We start from the raw sequence: 15,537 nt of genomic DNA, 5'->3' as shown, positions 1-15,537 counted from the left end.
ATTATTCCTTGTCTTCGTCAATTCGACTCGCAACCGCACTTTGTTGATTTTTATATTTTGCATCTTTGCGGCTACTGTATGGTCGTTTCGCTTCGCCACTTAATATTTCAAAGCTTAATGCACCAATCACCATGTTTGGACGTAATGCTAATGGTAATTTCCCTGAATTATAAAATTCTAACACGATTCTTCCTTCCCAACCTGGATCAATACGGTGTGCCGTGACGTGTACCATTAAGCCTAAACGCGCTAAAGAAGATCGACCATCTAACCAACCGATAATATTGGCGGGTAATTTCACCGATTCAAGTGTAGTTGCTAATGCTAAAGTACCTGGATGTAAGAAAAATGCTTCGCCTTCAGGCACAATAATTTCATCGCTCATCACCGATTCAAGCTGGGCGGACACTTCTTCTTTCGGGCCACTTAAATCAATGAAAGGCGCAGAATGTTCACGAAATACGCGGAAAGAATTACCTAAGCGAACATCAATCGTCGCGCCGTTGATTTTGTCATTATTTGGACGTGGCGTTAAAGAAATAATGCCATCATCGAGATAGCGTTCAATATCAGTATCGCAAAGACGCATAAGATTTCCTATTTTTGATTCAATAAATGAAGGATTTGAGCTTTTAACATATTGATTGCAATACGGTTTTTACCTCCGCGAGGAATGACAATATCCGCATATTGTTTAGATGGCTCTATAAATTGTAAGAACATTGGGCGCACGGTTGCACGATATTGATCAATAACCGATTGTAGGGAACGACCGCGTTCTTCCATATCACGTTGTAAACGGCGAATAAAACAAATGTCTAATGGTGTATCCACGAATACGGAGATATCCGCAAGTTGACGAACACGTTCATCAGTAAGCAGTAAAATCCCTTCTAAAATCACAATACGTTTTGGTGTAAATGTTGTGGTTTCACCTGTACGAGTATGATCAACGTAGCTATAAACAGGCACATCAACCGATTTTCCTGATTTTAAATCTTTTAAATGTTGAATGAGCAAATCGCGATCCATTGAGCTTGGATGGTCGTAATTTGTTTTTATGCGTTCGCTCATTTCTAAATGGCTTTGATCTTTGTAGTAACTGTCTTCGGCAATAATCCCAATTTCTTGGCAGCCTAATTCATTACAGAGTTCTTTGTGAACGGTAGAGGCGATAGAACTTTTTCCTGATGCGGATGCGCCAGTGATGGCGATGATGATACAAGAATCTGACATAGTTTTGCGAGGTATAGAAAAATTTGATGAATTATAAAGAAAAGTGCGGTGAATTTCACGTTTATTTTTTTACTTGAATTTTTAAAACTGTGAACTTCATCACGGTATTACTTCCTCTTTTCGAGTAGGATTCAAACATTCTATCCAATAAGGAGTATTTATTATGAAATTCAACAAAATTTCTCTTTCTGTTTCTGCCGCACTTTTAGCTGCGGGCTTGGCTATTTCTGGTTCTGCTAATGCTAAAGGTCGTTTAGTTGTGTACTGTAGTGCAACCAATATTTTGTGCGAAACGACTACAAAAGCATTTGGCGAAAAATATGATGTGAAAACATCCTTTATTCGTAATGGTTCAGGCAGTACTTTTGCTAAAGTTGAAGCTGAAAAAAATAACCCTCAAGCGGATGTTTGGTTTGGTGGTACCTTTGACCCTCAAGCACAAGCGGCTGAATTAGGCTTAATTGAACCTTATAAATCTAAACACATTGATGAAATTGTGGAACGTTTCCGCGATCCTGCGAAAACAAAAGGTCACTATGTTTCCTCAATTTATATGGGGATCTTAGGTTTTGGTGTGAATACTGAACGTTTGGCAAAATTAGGCATTAAAGAAGTGCCGAAATGCTGGAAAGACCTAACAGATCCTCGCTTAAAAGGCGAAGTTCAAATTGCAGACCCTCAAAGTGCGGGTACAGCTTACACGGCATTGGCAACTTTTGTTCAATTATGGGGCGAAAAAGAGGCATTCGATTTCCTAAAAGCATTACATCCTAACGTTTCTCAATATACTAAATCGGGTATTACGCCATCACGTAACTCTGCGCGCGGTGAAGCGACAATTGGGGTCGGTTTCTTACACGATTATGCATTAGAAAAACGCAATGGTGCTCCGTTAGAATTAGTCGTACCTTGCGAAGGAACCGGTTATGAGTTAGGTGGCGTGAGTATCTTAAAAGGTGCGCGTAATATTGATAATGCAAAATTATTCGTCGATTGGGCTTTATCAAAAGAAGGTCAAGAATTAGCTTGGAAACAAGGGGATTCTTTACAAATCTTAACTAACACGACTGCAGAACAATCACCAACCGCGTTTGACCCAAATAAACTCAAATTAATCAATTATGACTTTGAAAAATACGGTGCAACAGAACAACGTAAAGCCTTAATTGAAAAATGGGTACAAGAAGTTAAATTGGCGAAATAGCGGTGAATAAGTGCGGTAAAAAATACTGAATTTTTTGACCGCACTTTTTCGTATTTTAATGTGATTTCGTTTCCCTCTAAGAGATTGCAAAATTTTCATTCATAAGGGAGTTATAATCTGATGAAACTATCAAAAATCGCAGTAACCTTGTCTGGAGTGATGCTAAGTGGATTGGTGTTAAGTAATCCATCTTTTGCAAAAGGACGCTTAGTCATTTATTGCAGCGCGCAAAATACGATGTGCGAGCAAGAAGCGATGGCATTTGAGAAAAAATTTGATGTTAAAACAAGTTTTATTCGTGGTGGCACGGGAACCATTTTAGCAAAAATTGATGCTGAAAAAGATAATCCACAAGGCGATGTTTGGTATGGTGGAACAATGGATCCTCATTCTCAAGCAGGGGAAATGGGGTTATTAGAACCTTATAAATCATCCAATCTTCCTCAGATCGTAGAAAAATTCCGTGATCCAGCCAAAATGAAAGGGAATTATTCTTCAGCCATTTATTTAGGCGTGTTAGGTTTTGGGGTAAATCCAGAACGGTTGAAAAAATTGAATTTACCTATTCCAAAATGCTGGAAGGATTTAGCTAACCCAATTTACAAAAATGAAATTCAAGCCGCAGATCCACAAAGTTCTGGTACAGGTTACACTCAGCTAGCCACTTATATGCAACTTTGGGGAGAAGACGAGGCGTTTAAATTCTTAAAAGAGTTGAATAAAAACGTATCGCAATATACCAAATCTGGTAATACGGCAACACGTAATACAGCGCGTGGGGAAACGGCAATTGGCATTGGTTTCTTACATGAATATTCTTTAGAAAAAGCGAAAGGCGCGCCAGTAGAATTAGTTGTACCTTGTGAAGGTACCGGTTATGAAATTGGCGGTGTGAGTGTTATTAAAGGTGCGCGTAATTTAGATAATGCGAAACTTTTTGTTGATTGGGCATTATCCAAAGAAGCGCAAGAATTAACTTGGCAAAAAGGTGAGGCGTATTCCATTTTAACGAACACCACCGCACAACAATCGCCTTATGCGTTAGATTTTAAATCTATTAATTTAATTAACTATGATTTTGATAAATACGGTGCGACTGATTTACGTAAACGCTTAATCACAAAATGGGTTGATGAAGTAAAATTAGCCAAATAATGATGTCACTAACGAAGTGATATGTCGCATATCGCTTCGTTTTTTTACCTTATGCGAGGTTGTATGAACGCAAAAAAACTTTCCATAATGCATTCTGCTTATTTTTGGATTATTTTATCCTTGTTGGCGTTTGCGCTCCTGCCTTCCAATGCACTTGATTACGGTTTGTTTGAAAGTACTTCAGATGAATATTTAGATGCAATGGGCTGGGCTTCTTTCAATTTAACTTGGGCTTGGTTCCTGCCTGTTATTGTATATGGTGCTTTGCCGTTATTTAGATTGCCACAGCAAACCCAAGCAAAAACAGAGCTATTTTTGACCGCACTTTCTGTACTGTTTATGTTTATCAGTGCGACGGTGTACAAAATTAGTATGGGCTATTCCGTGATTGTGTTACTTGTGGGATATACCGCATTAGCAACACTTTCATTAGCAAAACTAAAAGTGATGCAAGGTGATAAGTTTATCATCGCTTCTTTGCTTTGCATTATCTTGCTCATTTTCTTCTTTATCGTTTATCCAACATTGGCGATTTTCGTTTCAATGTTTTATGACGGTGATACGTTTGCGCCACAACAAGTGATGCGAATTTTAACGCAGAGCTATATTGTTCGAGTAATTACCAATTCTCTTTTCTTATCGGGTTTTGTGGGCATAGTTTCGACTGTATTTGGTTTAGCCTTTGCGCTTTATACCACGCGTATCGCTCGTAGAACGGCATTTATCGGAAAAATTTTCTCTATTTTGCCAATTGTTACGCCACCATTTGTTGTGGGATTAGGGGTAACTTTAATGCTTGGCCGTTCTGGTTATGTAACCGAATTTTTAAGTACGAATTTTGGTTTCACCAATCATAACTGGCTTTATGGTTTTAATGGGATTGCGATTGCCCAAATTCTCGCATTTGCCCCTATTTCTTTTATGATTTTAGATGGCGCATTAAAATCCGTACATCCTTCTATTGAAGAAGCCTCTTATACGTTACGAGCCAATCGCTATCAAACTTTTTATAATATTATTTTTCCATTGTTACGCCCCGCATTGGCGAACTCATTTTTAATTGTATTTATCCAATCGCTTGCAGATTTTAGTAACCCATTGGTATTGGGCGGTAGCTTTGATGTGATTGCAACACAGATTTATTTCTATATTGCGGGTTCACAATTAGATTACGCATCAGCAAGTACCTTAGGTTCAATATTATTAATTTTCTCTCTAGCGATTTTTATCATTCAATACATTTGGATTGGTAACCGCTCTTATGTCACCGTTTCAGGTAAATCTTATCGTGGTGATGTGCAAGATCTTCCAACTGGTTTGAAATATACCATCATCGGCATGCTTGGATTCTGGGTAATCTTTAATATGGCGCTTTACGGTAGTATTTTCTACGGAAGTTTCACTGTAAACTGGGGCGTCGACTACACTTTAACCTTGAAAAACTATGCCATGTTATTCGGGCAAGGATTGAGCGATGGGGCATGGCCGTCCCTGATCAATACCTTAATCTATGCAGGTATTGCCGCACCATTAACCGCATTCTTTGGATTATTGATTGCGTACATTGTGGTACGTAAAGATTTCCAAGGTAAAAAATCCCTTGAGTTCTTAACCATGCTTTGCTTTGCCGTGCCGGGTACAGTGGCGGGGGTATCTTACATTTTAGCCTTCAACAATGCACCGCTTTATATTACGGGTACTGGTATTATCGTGATTATTTCAATGGTTATGCGTGACTTACCAATTGGTATGCGGGCAGCGATTGCAGGATTAGGTCAGCTTGATAAATCTCTTGATGAAGCATCGCTTTCTTTAAAAGGAAGTTCGTGGAAAACCTTATGGTATATCGTCTTGCCATTATTAAAACCAGCATTGCTTTCAGCGCTTGTTACCAGCTTCGTTCGTGCAATGACGACAGTGAGCGCAATTATATTCTTAGTGACAGCAGATACTCGGGTTGCAACAGCTTATATCCTAAATCGCGTTGAAGATGGTGAATACGGTGTTGCTATTGCGTACGGCTCAATCTTAATTGTTGTCATGATGGCAATTATTTTATTCTTCGACTGGATTGTAGGTGATACACGTATCTCTCGTTCTAAAGCGAAAAAAATGAATTAACTCGTTAAGTTGTAGGTAAAAATTATGAGTAATAATGATTTCTTAGTATTAAAAAATATCACCAAAGCATTTGGTAAAGCGGTCGTCATTGATAATTTGGATTTAACGATCAAACGTGGCACGATGGTGACATTGTTAGGGCCGTCAGGTTGCGGTAAAACCACCGTATTGCGTTTGGTTGCGGGGTTAGAAAATCCAACATCAGGTCAAATATTTATTGATGGCGAAGACGTAACAAAATCCTCTATTCAAAATCGAGATATTTGTATCGTCTTCCAATCTTATGCGCTATTCCCGCATATGAGCATTGGTGATAACGTGGGCTACGGTTTAAAAATGCAAGGCATTGGCAAAGAAGAACGTGCTCAACGTGTAAAAGAAGCTTTAGAATTGGTGGATTTAGCAGGGTTTGAAGACCGTTTCGTGGATCAAATTTCGGGTGGTCAACAACAACGTGTCGCATTGGCTCGTGCTTTAGTATTGAAACCTAAAGTCCTATTGTTTGATGAACCATTAAGTAATTTGGATGCAAACTTACGTCGTTCAATGCGTGAAAAAATCCGTGAATTGCAACAACGTTTAGGCATTACCTCGCTTTATGTGACACACGATCAAACAGAAGCATTCGCTGTATCTGATGAAGTTATCGTTATGCATAAAGGTAAAATTATGCAAAAAGCGCCAGCGAAAGAGCTTTATCTCCGACCAAATTCCTTGTTCTTAGCTAACTTTATGGGGGAATCCAGTATTTTCGATGGGAAATTAGAAAATAGTGTGGTGGATATTAATGGCTATCATGTGTCTTTAAAAGATGCTGCACAGTTTAATTTACCCGATGGTGAATGCTTAGTAGGTATTCGCCCAGAAGCAATTTATCTTGCTGTAGAGGGCAGTGATGCACAACGTTGCGAGATTAAAAGTGCGGTTTATATGGGCAACCATTGGGAAGTCGTCGCAAATTGGGCAGGAAAAGATTTATTGGTGAATTGTAAGCCAGAAGATTTTAATGCCGATTTAAAACAAGCTTATGTAAATTTATCTGATCACGGTATTTTCTTATTGAAGAAAGAGTAGTACAGCGCATAAAAATGCGGTGAATAATAGCCGTACTTTTTTGTTATCGTGCGAATTGACTAAGACGTAATATGATGAAGTACTTCAGGATATGTTAGTTGAATAAAAATGCGTTCTTACATCGCCTATCCTAACAATCGGATAGGCGAGAGTAAGATTATTTTGAAAGGAACAACGCTGCCGCGCCTCGCACGCCACCAGAATCGCCGTGTTTCGCTTTTTTAATTGGTGGCACTTTTGCTGTTCGCATCAAGTGAGGCGGTAATGCTTTTGGTAAAGCCTCATAAAGGTAATCAAAATTAGATAATCCACCACCTAACACAATCATATGTGGATCAAATGCCGTAATGATATTGCCAATAGAAATCGCCGCCAATTCAACAAAAAGATTCACAAAATCTACCGCACTTTCATTGCCTTGATAGAACAAATCAATAATTTCACGAGCAGATAATGTTTCGCCTTTCAAATCTTGATAAAGCATTTCAAAACCGCGACCAGACAGATAATTATCCAAACAAGCCTTGTTGCCACAACCGCATTGATAAATGGGGGCTTTATCCCATCCCAATAATTTCAAGGCATGATAATTTAGTTGTAAATGACCAAGCTCTCCCGCCATTCCAACTTGACCTGAATGAACTTTACCATTTAGGACAAAGCCGCCACCAAAACCAGTCCCAAGAATTAAACCAAGTACAGTCGGATATTGCTGATTTTCCGCATCCCATGCTTCAGATAACGCAAAACAATTTGCATCATTTTCTGCCCGCACTTCACGCCCTAAACGCGCAGACAAATCGCGTAAAATTGGTTTATTATCTGCCACACGAATATTGGTAATTTCGGCTAATCCAGTTTGTTGATTCACAAAACCTGGTATGCCCAAACCTACGGTGCTTATCTCACCAAACTTTTCATCAGCACGATTCACTAAATCTACAATCGTGTTAAGCCATTCATCATAGTCGGTTTTAGGTGTTGGTACCCGTTCAGAGTATAATTTTTCTAATTTTTCATTGAATACGGCAAGCTCTATTTTCGTGCCACCAATATCTAAACCATAATACATAGTCTGCTCCTTTATAAAGAAGTGCGGTTAAAATTAGGAAAAACTTTAACCGCACTTAAATCATTATTTTATGACGAAGATCGCCTTTTTCTTTAAAAAAGTAAAAATAATGCTATTAATCAACCATGCCAGTAATGTCGCCACCAATAAATCTATTGGGTAATGCATGCCTAATCGCACACGGCTAATCAACATCAATAAGCCCCACACCGCAATGCCCGCCACCAGCAATTTTGCTTTAAAAGAACGGTTACCTAATAATTGAGTAAAGCCAACAGCAAGCATCAGCCAAGTTGCTGCAAAAATCGTATGCCCTGAGGGAAACGAATACCCTGTTTCATTTTCATAATGATGAACTAACCAAGCTGGCGTGATGGCATCCATCGAATAAAAATCCTTAGCGATTTCTGCACGCAAAGTGCGGTCATTTTTATAAAAGTTTTCAGGTGTTGAATGAGTTTGCTCAGCTAGATAAACGGTGAACGGACGAGGTTCTTCAAATAATGCTTTTGCCCCCGTTTTTGCAGCTTGAGTAGCAATAACTGAAATCCCCATCACAATTACACCTAATATCCATTGTTTTGGATTTTTGAATAAAAACGCAAACAAAAGCGCAAATAACACACAGGTGATCAACGCATAAGGTACACTTCCTGTTTCGGTGAGTAAATAAAGCCAATAATCAGCTTCAGTTAATTGGCTATTGCCATGCCACTGATAGGAAATACCCCAGATAAAAAATGGTACAAGACAAAGTAATAACGTATATAATGACAGCCTTTTTAACATGCTCGCCCCTTGAGAATAAAAAATAACGCGCGCATTTTAGCAGAAATGATGACGAATAAGGATCACTTTATGGCAAAAATTCAGTTAGTTACGCAAGCCAATTTACCCACTGAATACGGTCTTTTCAGAATGGTGGGGTTTGAATTTCCAGATACTAAAAAAGAGCACGTAGCCTTAGTGATGGGCGATATTTCTAATGTGGATGAACCTGTATTAGCGCGCATCCATTCTGAATGTTTAACTGGTGATGCGCTCCACAGCTTAAAATGCGATTGTGGTTTCCAACTAGCGACAGCATTGAAACAAATTCAAGAAGAAGGTCGCGGTGTCTTAATTTATCATCGTGAAGAAGGCCGCGGAATTGGTTTGATTAATAAAATTCGCGCGTATTCTTTACAAGATAACGGAATGGATACGATTGAAGCTAATCTTGCTTTAGGTTTCAAAGCAGATGAACGCAACTTTGAAGTCTGTGCCGATATGTTCGAGCTACTTGGTGTCAAAAAAGTTCGCTTGATGACCAACAACCCAGAAAAAGTAGAAACCATGAAAAAAGCAGGTATCAACGTGGTTGAACGAGTACCGCTTAATGTAGGCGAAAACCGCTACAACACAAAATATCTTGATACAAAAGCGAAAAAAATGGGTCATTACATTGTACATAACAATGACGAACAACATTTAATGGCCTGTCCACATTGCCAAGAAGAGATTATTTAATAAAATAATACATGTTAAAAAAGCCATACTGTTGTATTGAACAGTATGGCTTTTTTATTTAAACTTTATGCCACGGAATAATCAAAAGATTTTTTAGCATATTGCTAAAAACGAGAAACCCCGTCTCGTATTCCAAAGATCGGGGCTTATCAGGAGTAAGTAAAATGAAAAAAATGCTCTTTTTCATTTTCTTGATTATCTGTTGTTTAGTTAGCTGTTCAGGCACAGTTATCTAAGATAATCGCTACGGGGACGATGTCGGAGTTGTCCCCAATGCCTCCAATCTTAAAGAATTCTTTCCTTGATTGCAAGCTAGATTACTAATTTTTAACCTTTCGCCATAAATCTTTACTATAAATGGTTCCAACAGAATTTACTTGCGCGCCCATTATGCTTGGCGTGAGATAAACGGGCGTACTATATTGAAAAATGGGTAACACTAAATATTCTTGTTGAACTATCCTTTTTAATTTCGCGTAATTTTCTAACCGCACTTTTTCGGATGTCGCCGTCATTGCAGCTTCAAATAAACGATCAAATTCTGCATTTTTATAGCCATTTTTGTTATCAGGGCTTTTAGAATAGAACAAATTTAAGAAAGCGATGGGATCATTAAAATCAGCACACCAGCCAGAACGAATTAATTGAAAATCGCCTTTTGTGCGAGCTGTTTGCAATTCTTGCCAACTCATCCCTTGATTTTCAACTCGTAATAAATCTGATTGCGATAATTGGCGATTTAATCTTGTTGCAATGGTTTGATTCAGAGACGAATCATCATAACGAATGCGTAATTTCAACGGGTGAGTTTCAGTAATTTGGTTTTGGGAAAGAAGCTGTTCTGCAACAACTGGCTCCCAAACCGATTCTTGCTCACCTAGCATAGATTTAGGTAAAAAAGTATTACTTGGATAAAGATGAGCAATATCAGCAACCAAATTTTTCGTAGAAATCATCGAAGCAATCGCTTTTCTTACCGCACTTTTTTGCAACATAGGATCGGCAAGATTAAACTCATAGAAGTAAGTACAAAGTTGCGGATAATCTTGGATATTTTGAACTGTTTTTTGCGGATTTATTGCAATATCAAAATCAGACAAATCTCTATCTGCTTCAATTTTTTGATACTGCACTTGCTGAAATATCACTTTTTCTTTCGCCCAATAATAAGGATTGGCAGTTAAAATGTGCTGATTTTCAGTCTGACTTTGTAATTGATAGGCACCATTACTGATAAACGTTTCAGTCGATTTCGTATAGCGAGGAAAAAGGCTGACGTGCGCCAGCATAGAAGGTAAATATGGCGATGCTTTATCTAATTCAATGCGTAAAGTGCGGTCATTTTCAACGAATAATCCAAGAGATTCAACGATTAGCGTTTTTTCCAATACTGCCTTCGCATTTTTCAGATTCATAAAAGCCAAATAATTTTTAAGTGGACTTTCAGATTGAGAAAGTGCTTGCCAAGATTGCATAAAATCTGATGCTGTTACTGCTTCACCATTTGACCATTTGGCATTTTCACGCAAAGTGAAAATCCATGTTTTATTATCTTTAGTTTGCCAGCTTTCTGCCACGGCAGGAACAAGATTACCTTGCGCATCATAAGCCGTTAAGCCTTCAAAAAGATCGCGTAATAATTGGGTTTGCTCTTCGCTTTGTGCTTGCCAAGGTTGCAAAGTAAGATCGCCATAAACACCACGTTTTAATTCAACTCGGTTAGATTCCAATTGAGTATTTTTCGGTGACTCAACTTGTATCGAAACAGGCTTGGGATTATCTAATTTATCACAAGCCATCACCGTAAAAACAATGGAAAAAATAACCGCACTTCGTTGGCACAAAGCGAGAAAATTATTCATTTTCAGTTTTAATCCAAAACAAGAAGAACCAATACTTAATACAAATCAATGCAGCAATAATGCTACGCCCTATTACGCTTGGCGTGAAATAAAAACCAATAAGTAACATTGTGGTCGAAAAACTCAAAATATAAATTTTGGTATTTTTCTTTAATGATCGATTTTCATTAAAAGACTTAAGATGTTTTTGATAAATACTTGTGCCTAAAAACCATTGTTCTAAGCGTTTTGAACCTTTTGCAAAGAAAAATAAAGTAAGTAATAAAAAAGGCGTGGTAGGTAAAATAGGAAGGAAAATTCCAATAATGCCAAGTGCAAGAGAAAGAAAACCTAAAGCAATGTAAATAAACTTCATAATGTTCCTAATAAAAAGAAAATGCGAACCATTATTACTGATTTTTTAGATTTTTCAACCTTGATATTATAGAATTTGCCGTCACATAAAAAGTAGTTTTCAAAAAAGGAACATTTATGTCTATGTCAAATCCATTACTTAACATTCAAGGCTTACCGCCATTTTCACAAATCAAGCCAGAACATATTCAACCGGCTGTTGAAAAATTAATTCAAGACTGTCGCGATACGATAGAACAAGTGTTAAAACAACCGCACTTTACTTGGGAAAATTTGATTTTACCTTTAATGGAAACCAATGATCGCTTAAATCGTGCTTGGTCACCCGTTTCTCATCTCAATTCAGTAAAAAATAGTGCTGAATTACGTGAAGCCTATCAAGCGTGCTTACCATTACTTTCTGAATACAGCACTTGGGTTGGCCAGCATAAAGGGCTTTATAATGCCTATTTAGCGTTAAAAAACAGTGCTGAATTTGCTGATTATTCTATTGCGCAAAAGAAAGCCATTGAAAATTCACTGCGTGATTTTGAACTTTCAGGTATCGGGCTTACCGAAGATAAACAACAACGTTATGGCGAAATTGTGGCGCGCTTATCGGAATTAAATTCACAATTTAGCAATAATGTATTAGATGCCACCATGGGTTGGGAAAAACTCATTGAAAACGAATCAGAACTTGCAGGCTTACCAGAGTCCGCACTGCAAGCAGCACAACAATCTGCCGAAAGTAAAGGATTAAAAGGCTATCGTTTTACGTTAGAAATCCCAAGTTATTTGCCTGTTATGACTTACTGTGAAAATCGTGCATTGCGTGAAGAAATGTACCATGCTTATGCAACACGCGCCTCAGAGCAAGGCCCTAATGCTGGCAAATGGGACAACAGTAAAGTTATGGAGGAAATTCTTACATTACGCGTGGAATTGGCAAAATTGCTCGGTTTCAACACTTACACCGAACTTTCACTTGCCACAAAAATGGCAGAAAACCCACAACAAGTGCTTGATTTCTTAGATCATCTTGCCGAACGAGCCAAACCACAAGGCGAAAAAGAATTGCAAGAATTGAGAGATTACTGCGAAAAAGAATTTGGTGTCACTGAACTTGCACCTTGGGATATTGGTTTTTACAGCGAAAAACAAAAACAACATTTGTACGCCATTAATGATGAAGAACTTCGCCCTTACTTTCCTGAAAATCGCGTGATTTCGGGATTGTTTGAATTAATTAAACGTATTTTCAATATTCGTGCAGTTGAACGAAAAGGCGTGGACACTTGGCATAAAGATGTGCGCTTCTTTGATTTAATTGATGAAAACGATCAACTCCGTGGCAGTTTCTATCTTGATTTATATGCACGCGAACACAAACGTGGCGGTGCTTGGATGGATGATTGTATTGGGCGCAAGCGTAAACTGGATGGCAGTATTCAAACCCCAGTGGCTTATTTAACTTGCAACTTCAACGCACCGATAGGGAATAAACCAGCGTTATTTACGCACGATGAAGTCACCACGCTATTCCACGAATTTGGTCACGGCATTCATCATATGCTCACACAAATTGATGTCTCCGATGTGGCGGGTATTAACGGTGTGCCTTGGGATGCCGTGGAATTACCAAGTCAATTTATGGAAAACTGGTGTTGGGAAGAAGAGGCTTTGGCGTTTATTTCAGGACATTACGAAACAGGCGAGCCGTTGCCAAAAGAAAAACTCACGCAATTGTTAAAAGCGAAAAATTTCCAAGCGGCGATGTTTATTTTACGTCAGCTTGAATTTGGGATTTTTGATTTCCGTCTGCATCACACCTTTGATGCGGAAAAAACCAATCAAATATTAGAAACACTTAAGGCAGTGAAATCACAAGTTGCCGTCATAAAAGGCGTAGATTGGGCAAGAACCCCGCATAGCTTCAGCCATATTTTTGCAGGGGGCTACGCCGCAGGTTATTACAGCTATTTATGGGCAGAAGTATTATCGGCTGATGCTTATTCACGCTTTGAAGAAGAAGGTATTTTCAACCCAATCACCGGCAAATCATTCTTAGATGAAATTCTCACCCGTGGCGGCTCAGAAGAACCAATGGAACTCTTCAAACGCTTCCGTGGTCGTGAACCGCAATTAGATGCATTGTTAAGACATAAAGGCATTATGAATTAATATATCAATCTATAGGGCATGCACGACATGCCCTTTTTCAAATATTTTCCGCTAAAAAAGCCCTTCATAAAAACATTGCAAATTTCAACCGCACTTTATCAAGACAAAACCTGCAAACAAGACATTATTTTTACAAATAGCCACAAGATAAACTCATAGAAATTCACGTAGAATAGACTAATTTCCTGTATAATTTTTCACATCTTTATTTAACTCATTACATAAAATATTTTGAGGATTTTATGACAATAGCAATGCAACAACGTGCCGAACTCCAACGCAAAATTTGGCAAATTGCTAATGATGTGCGTGGTTCCGTCGATGGTTGGGATTTTAAACAATATGTGCTTGGCACACTTTTCTATCGTTTTATTAGTGAAAACTTTACCAATTATATTGAAGCGGGTGATGAAAGTGTGAATTACGCTAAATTGCCAGATGAAATCATCACACCTGAAATTAAAACGGATGCCATAAAAACCAAAGGTTACTTTATTTATCCAAGCCAGCTATTTAAAAATGTTGTAGCGACAGCCAATACTAATCCGAATTTAAATACAGATCTGAAAAGCATTTTTACTGATATCGAAAACTCCGCTACTGGCTATCCTTCCGAACAAGATATTAAAGGCTTATTTGCCGATTTTGATACCACCAGCAACCGCTTGGGCAATACCGTTGCTGATAAAAACAGCTGTCTAGCCGCCGTGTTAAAAGGCGTTGCCGAGTTAGATTTTGGTGACTTTGAAGATAATCATATTGATTTATTCGGTGATGCTTACGAATTTTTAATTTCCAACTATGCTGCCAATGCGGGTAAATCAGGTGGCGAGTTCTTTACGCCACAATGTGTTTCCAAGCTAATTGCTCGACTGGCTTTATATGGACAAGACAAGGTCAATAAAATTTATGACCCTGCTGCAGGTTCAGGTTCTTTATTATTGCAAGCGAAAAAACCATTTGATGAACATATCATTGAAGACGGATTCTTCGGGCAGGAAATTAATCACACTACTTACAACCTTGCCCGTATGAATATGTTTTTGCATAACATCAACTACGACAAGTTTGATATCGCCCTTGGCAACACTTTAATGAACCCGCAATTTGGTGATGATAAACCCTTTGATGCTATCGTTTCTAACCCGCCTTACTCCGTGAAATGGATTGGCTCAGACGATCCAACGCTAATTAACGATGAACGCTTCGCCCCTGCCGGCGTGCTTGCGCCAAAATCGAAAGCGGACTTTGCCTTTATTTTACATGCACTAAGTTATCTTTCAGCAAAAGGCCGCGCGGCGATTGTCTCCTTCCCCGGCATTTTTTATCGCGGCGGTGCCGAGCAAAAAATTCGTCAATATTTGGTGGATAATAACTATGTGGAAACGGTGATTGCGCTTGCGCCAAATCTCTTTTTCGGCACCAGTATTGCGGTGAATATTTTGGTGCTTTCCAAACATAAATCCAATACCCAAACCCAATTTATCGATGCCAGCGGTTTATTTAAATCCGCCACCAATAACAACATTTTGGAAGAGGAACATATTGAGCAAATTCTCAAACTGTTTGCCGATAAAGAAGATGTACCGCATTTGGCAAAATTAGTTCCCATTGAAGAAATCGCCAAAAATGAATACAACCTTGCAGTGAGTTCGTATGTGGAACAAAAAGACACCCGAGAAGTGATTGATATCGATAAACTCAACGCAGAAATTAAACAAACCGTTGCCAACATCGACCGCTTGCGTGCAGAAATTGACAAGATTGTGGCGGAGATTGAGGGGTAA

13 protein-coding genes are annotated in these 15,537 nt (G+C 38.6%); 7 read left to right on the top strand and 6 right to left on the bottom strand.

Annotation, left to right across the window (positions count from 1 at the left end):
• Position 1: 1 nt before the first annotated feature.
• A complete protein-coding gene (dcd, locus tag LIX50_RS03965) occupies positions 2-589 on the bottom strand; it encodes a dCTP deaminase (RefSeq protein WP_005637479.1) in 588 nt (195 codons plus the stop codon).
• Positions 590-597: 8 nt separating this feature from the next.
• Positions 598-1,236 carry a uridine kinase gene (udk, locus tag LIX50_RS03960; RefSeq protein ID WP_005627960.1) on the bottom strand — a complete coding sequence of 213 codons (639 nt, stop codon included), beginning with the start codon at positions 1,234-1,236 and terminating at the stop codon, positions 598-600.
• 163 nt (positions 1,237-1,399) lie between these two features.
• Between udk and LIX50_RS03955 the strand changes: the two genes are divergently transcribed.
• From LIX50_RS03955 to fbpC, 4 genes are all read left to right on the top strand, one after another.
• Positions 1,400-2,440 (top strand): ABC transporter substrate-binding protein, encoded by a 1,041-nt coding sequence (locus tag LIX50_RS03955; RefSeq protein ID WP_005668523.1) that lies wholly within the window; start codon positions 1,400-1,402, stop codon positions 2,438-2,440.
• A gap of 120 nt (positions 2,441-2,560) precedes the next feature.
• Entirely contained in the window at positions 2,561-3,595 is a 1,035-nt protein-coding gene (locus LIX50_RS03950; protein WP_005627956.1) for an ABC transporter substrate-binding protein, read from the top strand.
• 63 nt (positions 3,596-3,658) lie between these two features.
• Positions 3,659-5,716, top strand: coding sequence for an ABC transporter permease (locus LIX50_RS03945; RefSeq protein WP_048953949.1), 2,058 nt, complete (start codon positions 3,659-3,661; stop codon positions 5,714-5,716).
• A 24-nt stretch (positions 5,717-5,740) separates the two neighbouring features.
• Complete coding sequence (fbpC, locus tag LIX50_RS03940) at positions 5,741-6,790, top strand: ferric ABC transporter ATP-binding protein (protein ID WP_048953788.1); 1,050 nt, start codon at positions 5,741-5,743, stop codon at positions 6,788-6,790.
• A gap of 157 nt (positions 6,791-6,947) precedes the next feature.
• Here the strand turns inward: fbpC and nagK are convergent, their stop codons facing one another.
• Both nagK and LIX50_RS03930 read right to left on the bottom strand, forming a co-directional pair.
• Positions 6,948-7,862 carry an N-acetylglucosamine kinase gene (gene nagK, locus LIX50_RS03935; protein WP_048953787.1) on the bottom strand — a complete coding sequence of 305 codons (915 nt, stop codon included), beginning with the start codon at positions 7,860-7,862 and terminating at the stop codon, positions 6,948-6,950.
• Positions 7,863-7,925: 63 nt separating this feature from the next.
• Positions 7,926-8,651 carry a phosphatase PAP2 family protein gene (locus tag LIX50_RS03930; RefSeq protein WP_048953785.1) on the bottom strand — a complete coding sequence of 242 codons (726 nt, stop codon included), beginning with the start codon at positions 8,649-8,651 and terminating at the stop codon, positions 7,926-7,928.
• Between the two features lie 69 nt (positions 8,652-8,720).
• On the opposite strand from LIX50_RS03930, the gene ribA reads away from it, so the two are divergent.
• Positions 8,721-9,371, top strand: a complete 651-nt coding sequence (gene ribA / locus LIX50_RS03925; RefSeq protein ID WP_111407506.1) for a GTP cyclohydrolase II — start codon at positions 8,721-8,723, stop codon at positions 9,369-9,371.
• Positions 9,372-9,691: 320 nt separating this feature from the next.
• Here the strand turns inward: ribA and LIX50_RS03920 are convergent, their stop codons facing one another.
• Positions 9,692-11,233 (bottom strand): peptide ABC transporter substrate-binding protein, encoded by a 1,542-nt coding sequence (locus LIX50_RS03920; RefSeq protein ID WP_140523765.1) that lies wholly within the window; start codon positions 11,231-11,233, stop codon positions 9,692-9,694.
• On the bottom strand, positions 11,226-11,588 hold the full coding sequence (locus LIX50_RS03915; RefSeq protein WP_048953779.1) for a YbaN family protein: 363 nt from the start codon (positions 11,586-11,588) through the stop codon (positions 11,226-11,228). Before LIX50_RS03915 ends, LIX50_RS03920 begins: the two co-directional genes overlap by 8 nt.
• 122 nt (positions 11,589-11,710) lie before the next feature.
• Between LIX50_RS03915 and prlC the strand changes: the two genes are divergently transcribed.
• On the top strand, positions 11,711-13,750 hold the full coding sequence (gene prlC / locus LIX50_RS03910; RefSeq protein ID WP_048953948.1) for an oligopeptidase A: 2,040 nt from the start codon (positions 11,711-11,713) through the stop codon (positions 13,748-13,750).
• 242 nt (positions 13,751-13,992) lie between these two features.
• Positions 13,993-15,537, top strand: a complete 1,545-nt coding sequence (locus LIX50_RS03905; RefSeq protein WP_048953777.1) for a type I restriction-modification system subunit M — start codon at positions 13,993-13,995, stop codon at positions 15,535-15,537.

Origin of the sequence: Haemophilus sp. Marseille-P9675 (assembly GCF_916862695.1) — a bacterium.
Lineage (GTDB): Bacteria > Pseudomonadota > Gammaproteobacteria > Enterobacterales > Pasteurellaceae > Haemophilus > Haemophilus haemolyticus_K.
This window is presented reverse-complemented; position numbering and strand designations above follow the sequence as displayed.